At 71.5% G+C, this 6,453-nt stretch carries 6 protein-coding genes; 3 read left to right on the top strand and 3 right to left on the bottom strand.

Annotated elements, in window-relative coordinates:
• Positions 1–195: 195 nt before the first annotated feature.
• Positions 196–1,023, top strand: coding sequence for a hypothetical protein (locus KZX60_RS08635; protein ID WP_248117432.1), 828 nt, complete (start codon positions 196–198; stop codon positions 1,021–1,023).
• A gap of 9 nt (positions 1,024–1,032) precedes the next feature.
• Here KZX60_RS08635 and KZX60_RS08630 read toward each other — a convergent pair whose 3' ends face one another.
• Positions 1,033–1,308, bottom strand: coding sequence for a DUF1540 domain-containing protein (locus KZX60_RS08630; RefSeq protein ID WP_020624892.1), 276 nt, complete (start codon positions 1,306–1,308; stop codon positions 1,033–1,035).
• Positions 1,309–1,544: 236 nt separating this feature from the next.
• Here KZX60_RS08630 and KZX60_RS08625 point away from each other — a divergent pair, with 236 nt between their 5' ends.
• Positions 1,545–3,131 (top strand): alkaline phosphatase D family protein, encoded by a 1,587-nt coding sequence (locus KZX60_RS08625; protein ID WP_348983747.1) that lies wholly within the window; start codon positions 1,545–1,547, stop codon positions 3,129–3,131.
• A 48-nt stretch (positions 3,132–3,179) separates the two neighbouring features.
• On the opposite strand, the gene KZX60_RS08620 is transcribed toward KZX60_RS08625, so the two are convergent.
• Positions 3,180–3,836, bottom strand: coding sequence for a hypothetical protein (locus KZX60_RS08620; protein WP_248117428.1), 657 nt, complete (start codon positions 3,834–3,836; stop codon positions 3,180–3,182).
• 676 nt (positions 3,837–4,512) lie between these two features.
• On the opposite strand from KZX60_RS08620, the gene KZX60_RS08615 reads away from it, so the two are divergent.
• Entirely contained in the window at positions 4,513–5,079 is a 567-nt protein-coding gene (locus KZX60_RS08615; protein ID WP_248117426.1) for a hypothetical protein, read from the top strand.
• A 187-nt stretch (positions 5,080–5,266) separates the two neighbouring features.
• Here the strand turns inward: KZX60_RS08615 and KZX60_RS08610 are convergent, their stop codons facing one another.
• On the bottom strand, positions 5,267–6,448 hold the full coding sequence (locus tag KZX60_RS08610) for an FAD/NAD(P)-binding oxidoreductase (protein WP_248117424.1): 1,182 nt from the start codon (positions 6,446–6,448) through the stop codon (positions 5,267–5,269).
• Positions 6,449–6,453: the final 5 nt, after the last annotated feature.

Below are 6,453 nucleotides of genomic sequence, written 5' to 3'. Positions count from 1 at the left end.
GTCATCGTGATGACTCCATTCGAGGGTGCTGTGAGAGGTTCACTCGAAGGATCACACGGTGGCCGCGTCCACGTCTGAGACGACGTGCCCGACCACCGGGCGCTACACCACTATGCGGGACTCAACTACACTTGCCTTGCGTATCTCACTGAGGTATGCCTTACTGGTTCTCGGACCCCCGCCGGAAGGACCCCCATGGCCCACGCCTCCACGCACCCCGCCCATCCGCTGCCGCCCGTGGCGTCCCGTCGTCTGCTGCTGGCCCAGCGGCTGCTCCGCGGCGAGGGCTCCGTCGAGGTCACGGCCTTCCGCGCCGGCGAGACTCTCACGACGGCCGTGCACGGCGTGAGCGCGGACGGCCGCCTCGTGGTCGCCCACGTCCCCAACCTCCTCGGCTCGCTCGGCGCGTTCCACACGCCCACGCCGTTGGACGTGCGCGTGGACGTCCTGCGCGACGCCCTGGACCTCACACTCCCCACCCGCCTGGCGTCCGTGCATCTGCTCGGCACCCTGCGCTGGTGCCGGGACTCGGCCGAGGTCGCGGAGCTGGGGCTGCGTGGCCGCGTCGCGGACCTCGTGGCCGACGTCGGCCCGCGGGTGCGCGTGGGCGTCGTCGAGACCCAGCGGATCCTGCTGCACGACGTGGACGGCGTCGCCGTGTTCTGCCGCCACACCCTGCCGCTCACGTCGCGCGGGCTCGTCGACCAGGCCGAGCTCGCAGACCTGGCGGACGACGTGCTGGGCACCGCCCCCGAGGTGCTCGCAGACCTGGCCGACGCCGTCGCCCTGGGCCTGCTGCCGGGCGAGAGCACCCCGTTGCAGGTCGGCACCGAATCCTCATCCGAGTCCCCCGCCCACGCCCTCGACGCGGACGAAGCCGGGGTGACCCTGCTGCGCGTCCGCGACGGCGAGACCACCGCGGTACACGTGGCCCTGCCCGGTGCAGGCCGGCTCGACCACAGCCCCCGGCACGCCTGGCGGCGACTGCTGGACGCGATCCCGGCGCGGGTCGCCCACCCCTGAGGGGCGGCGTCAGTCGATCGTGTAGGTGGCGCAGGTGGCCACGTCCGTGACCTCGATGCCCTCGGCGGTGCAGGCGAGGTCGGCGTTGTACGTGCACTCGAGGCGGTGGCACGCACCGACGGTCGAGGCGCCCTCGGTCACCGGGCGGCGGACGTCCAGCTGGACGAAGGTGCCGCAGCCGGGCGTGCGGTCGGAGCCGGCGACGGTGATGGCCAGGGCGTTGCAGGACGTCTCGGCATTGAAGGCGCAGGCACTGGCGGCGCAGGTGCGGACGGCGGTGGTCATGGCGTGATCCTCCCGGTTCGGGCCCGCCCCGGGCCGGGGCGGCGCTATTGGAATCGAGATTACTCCGGCCCACAAATAGCACAAGAGGGGCAAGCCTTAGTCGATAGACGATTAGCGTAAATGAATTTTGCGCAATGTCGTGTGTCGTATGGACCGATGTCGCGCCCGCCGGCCACCCCACCTCGCCGTCACCGCCCGGTCACGTCCACGTCACCCACCCCTGCCACCCTGCACGGGTGACCTCGCACACCGATCCCGCGCACCCGATCGCCCACCCCGTCTCCCGCCGCACCGTCCTCGGCGGGGCGGGCCTCGTCGTCGCCTCCGCGGCACTGCTGTCCACGCCGGCCGGCACTGCCCACGCCGCCACCGGCCCGACCCCCTTCACGCTCGGCGTCGCCTCGGGTGACCCGTGGCCCGACGGGGCCGTGATCTGGACGCGCCTGGCGGTGGACCCGCTGGCGCTCGACGGCTTCGGCGGCATGCCGGACCGGTCGTTCCCGGTGGAGTACCAGGTGGCCAGGGACGAGCGGTTCACGCGCGTCGTGCGCTCGGGCACCGTCGCCACGGACCGCTCCCGCGGGTACGCGGTGCACGTGACCCTGACGGGGCTGCAGCCGGGCCGCGAGTACTTCTACCGGTTCCGCGCGCTGGGGCACCTCTCCCGCACGGGCCGCACCGTCACCGCCCCGGCCTTCGGCTCCTCCCCGGAGCACCTGAGCCTGACCGTGGCCTCCTGCGCGAACTGGGAGCACGGCTACTTCACGGCCTACGCACACATGGCCGCCGAGCGCCCGGACCTGATGGTGCACCTGGGCGACTACTACTACGAGATCATGCCGTACGGGTACCCCGTCTCCTCCGGCGTCCCCCGCGCGCACAAGAACGGGGAGTCGCGCACGCTGGCCCAGTACCGGGCCCGCATGGCGCAGTACAAGACGGACCCGCACCTGCAGGACGCGCACGCGGCGGCGCCGTGGCTGGTGATCTGGGACGACCACGAGCTGGAGAACAACTGGGCGGACGAGAAGCCCGAGCTCTGGGACCCGAACTTCCTGGCCCGCCGCGCCGCCGCCTTCCGCGCCTATTACGAGAACATGCCGCTGCGCGCGTCCTCGGTGCCCCAGGGCATCGACCTGCAGCTCTACCGGCGCATCCAGTGGGGCGACCTCGCCACCTTCCACCTCCTGGACACCCGGCAGTACCGCTCGGACCAGGCCAACCTGGACCTCATCAAGGTGGTGGGGGCCGAGGCGAAGGACCCCCGCCGCTCCATCACGGGTGCGGAGCAGGAGGCGTGGCTGCGGGAGGGGTTCGAGACCTCGACGGCGCGCTGGGACCTCATCACGCAGCAGGTGCCGTTCGTGCAGTACGACCGCAGCGCCGGCCCGCTCGTCTGGGGCGACATGGACTCCTGGGACGGCTACGTGGCGTCCCGCGAGCGCGTGGTGGACGCCTGGGTCGAGGCCGGCGTGCGCAACCCGGTGGTGCTGACCGGCGACATCCACGAGGCGTTCGCCTCCGATGTGAAGCGGGACTTCAACGACCTCTCCTCGGCGCCGGTGGGCGTGGAGCTGATCACCACCTCGATCACCTCCGGCGGCGACGGCTCCGACGCGGCGGCCAAGGCCCTGGAGTGGAACCCGCACATCACGTTCAACAACGACCTGCGCGGGTACCTCCGCCTGGACGTCACGCGGGACCTGCTGGAGGCGCGCTTCCAGGTGCTCGACTACGTGAGTGAGCTCGGCTCCTCGGTGCGCACCCGTGCGGTGTTCGGGGTGGCCGACGGCGAGCATCGCCTGCACACGATCCAGGCGTGAGGCGGGCGGGGCCGGGGCGGGCGGGGACGCGGCACCGCCCGCCCCGGCTCAGCGACCGGTGAAGCGGGTCATCCAGGCGAAGGGCCCACGGGCGCGGTGCGCGTAGAGGGCGAGGGCGACCAGCAGGGCCCCGAGGGTTCCGACGATCAGGTCCGTCATGGTGTCCGTGTTGCCCTTCTGGGTGTGCGCGCCGAGCACCTGGTCCGCAGTGAACTCGGCCACCTCCCAAAGCAGGGCCACGAGCGAGTGCAGCGCCACCACCGTGAGGGCCTCGAGCCCGGGCGGCATGGCCAGGCCGCGGCGGGCGGCCGCGAGACCCAGGACGAGGACGCAGCCCAGCGCGATGGGCACGCCGGAGTAGAAGTGCACCACAGTGTCCCACCAGGGCCAGGCCGCGTACCGGCCGAGGGCGGCGCCCATCCACGGGGCGGCGATCAGCAGAGCCGCGTACATCGCATGCAGGGACGGGGGCAGGCGGACCCGCGCGGCGCGTTCGACGGCGATCGGCACGGGGACCACCATGGCGATCTGCACGCTGAGCACGGCCGCCTCGCGGTCCCCCTGCGCGGCGAGGACGGCGGCGCCGACGAGGAGGACGAGCGCGGCGAGGATCAGGGGCGAGCGCCGCACGAGGGCCCGCTGACGGGAGCCGGGGGCGGGCCGGGGCACGGTGACGCCGGGGGCGGGAGGGACGTCGCGGCTCATGGTGCTGAGGGTAGCCGGGGCGTGGAGGCGGAGGGTGGTGGAGCGGTGGTCAGCGGAACATTCGCAGGACGTCGCCCCGGCCGAAGGTGGTGCGCCGGTAGACGGCGTTGTAGGCGGCCCGCTTCGGGTCCCACAGCCAGCCCATGCCGGGACGGCCCTAGCCAGGAATGAGGGCACGCTTCACGGTGCGCTTGGCGCGCCCGGTGGTGCGAGCCTTGAGCGACTTCATCAGGGACGGCTTGCGGAATCCGATCTTCATGGGGTGAGGCTGATGGGCGGGGTGGATTGACGAGGCGAGGTGATGTCCCGGCGTGACGGAGGCGCTGAACGAGTCCGGCAGGATGAATGCATGTCCTCCTTCACCTGGCTCGCCGTCGATCGGCAGCAACACCGTCAGATGGTGGAGCTGGTGGGCCAGTTCCGGGACGCCTCCACCGCGGACAAGTCCCCCCTACGCTTGCTACTTTGACGGGGTCCGACGCTATGACGGGTCGCTGCGCAGCCCGACCGCTCAGTGCCCGGTGTCCATTCCCACCTCCATCCTGAAGGGATCACTCTGATGAGGTCACCTCGTTCCTCCCTTCCCATCGGTGCAGGCATAGTCGCGGCCGGCCTCCTGCTTGCGGGCTGCAGTGCCCCGGAGGCGGTGGAGGGAGCGCAAGTGCCGTCTCCTGCAATGACTGCCTCGGTTCAGGCCGGGAGGGAGTCAACGGCCCACTCCGCCACACCGGAGACGTCGGCGGAGGAGACTCAAACCCTTCACGCGCGGTACGTCAGCTACAGCACTGCCGAGGACGTTCAGCAGGCGTCGGACTACTCGGTTGTGGGCCGGGTGATCGCATCTCGGGTTGAAGTCTGGGACCTCATGAAGGAGCCTGGCGCGGTGCCGAACCCCAAGGACCCGGAGCCAATGGCCCTTCCCTCAACCGTGTACACCGTGCAGGTCGAAACGGTCGTCAAGGGTGATGTGCAGCCGGGTGAGACCCTGGAGTTCAGCATCTTAGGCGGGGTCAAGGATGGCCAGAAGTTCGAGCTGAGCGGCGCTCCGGTGCTGACCGCGGGGGCCGGAGACCTGTATCTCTTCAACCTTGTAGACGCGGGGTGGTACCCGACGCCGGTCAACCTACAAGAGGGCGTGCTTGCGGTCGAGCAAAATGACGTCCTGCCAGTCACGGGCACAGAGTTGTCGCAGACGGAGCTCGCCGTGCTCGAGGAGTCCGTGTCCGAGGCCCGAGCAGACTGAACCCCGTCGGATCGGCCCACGTGAGGTGCCTCCCCGAGCGGGCGTCCGAGTGAGGGTGCACCAGTCCCATTCAGCGCCCGCTGCGTCCTGACCTCGGAACGAAACCCAGGGCGCTTCAGTCATACGCCCATCCCACCCCGGGCCCGGGATCCTGTCCACACGCCTGGAGCCGGATGCCCCTACAACCTCACACCTTCCCCTTGAGGAGGCGGTTCCAGTAGATCCGCGGCTGGCCGAACCGGTCGAACACGGCCGTGCTCCGGCGGGGCTTCGTCACGTCCACGCCGGGGATGGAGCGGTCCTCGGAGCCGTCCCGGACGTGCTCGTCCAGCACCAGCTCGTCGCGGCTGACCATCACGGGGATCACCGTGTAGCCGTCGTAGCGCTGCAGCTCGCCGCCGTCGTCCGCCGCCTGGATGTTCTGCGCCAGGGCCTTGACCTGCTTGCGCAGGGCGCCGCCGGAAGGCCGCGTCTGCACCGACGCGGCGTCGCCGAGGGCCCACACGTGCGGGTGCCCCCGGTGACGCAGGGTCTCCGGGTCCACGTCCGCGAGCCCGGCGGGGCCGCCGTCGCCCAGGCCCGCCTCCGCGATGAACTCGGGGGCATGCACCACGGGGGTCACGTAGGCGGCGTCCACCCCGTCGATCCGCTCGCCGGTGCTCAGCGTCACCGTGCGAGCCGCGTGGTCCACGGCGGTCACCTCGGCGCCGGCGTGCACGTGGACGCCATAGCGCACCACGGCGTCGGCGAGGGCGTCGTCGATGGTGGGGCGGTCCAGGATGCGGTCGTAAGGCGTCACCAGATGGACGTCGACCTCGCCGAGGATCCCCGCCCGCTCCCACGCCGCGCATGCCAGGAACAGCGCCTTGAGCACGGTGCCGCCGCACGAGGACGGCTCGGCCGGCACGTTCGCCACCACGCGGTCCCCCGCGGCGACGCCCGCCAGGAGCCGACGCGCGGGCTCCACGTACTCGGGCACGTGCGCGCTCGCGGCCCAGCCGGCCCCGTAGGCCGCGCGGAGCCCGTCGATCGCGCTCCACCACGGGGTGAGACCCGGGCACAGCACCAGGTGACGGAAGCCGACGGTGAGTCCGGTCGACGTGGTCGCGGTGCGCGCCGCGGCGTCCACGGCGGCCACGTGGTCCGGGATCCAGTCCACACCGTCCGGGACCACGGCGCGCATCGACCGCTCGAACCCGGCCATGTCCGCCTGGCCGCCCGCGGCGTAGTTGAGCATGGGGCGGTAGCGGTGCACCTGCTGACCGTCGGCGACGGCGATCCGCCCCGCCCCGTCCTTGAGGAGCTTGGCTGCGAGCGAGATGCCCGCGTTGCCGCCGCCGACGATGAGGACGTCGTATGTCGTCGTCATGGCGA

This window comes from Micrococcus sp. EYE_212, assembly GCF_023147585.1.
Classification (GTDB): domain Bacteria; phylum Actinomycetota; class Actinomycetes; order Actinomycetales; family Micrococcaceae; genus Micrococcus.
This window is presented reverse-complemented; position numbering and strand designations above follow the sequence as displayed.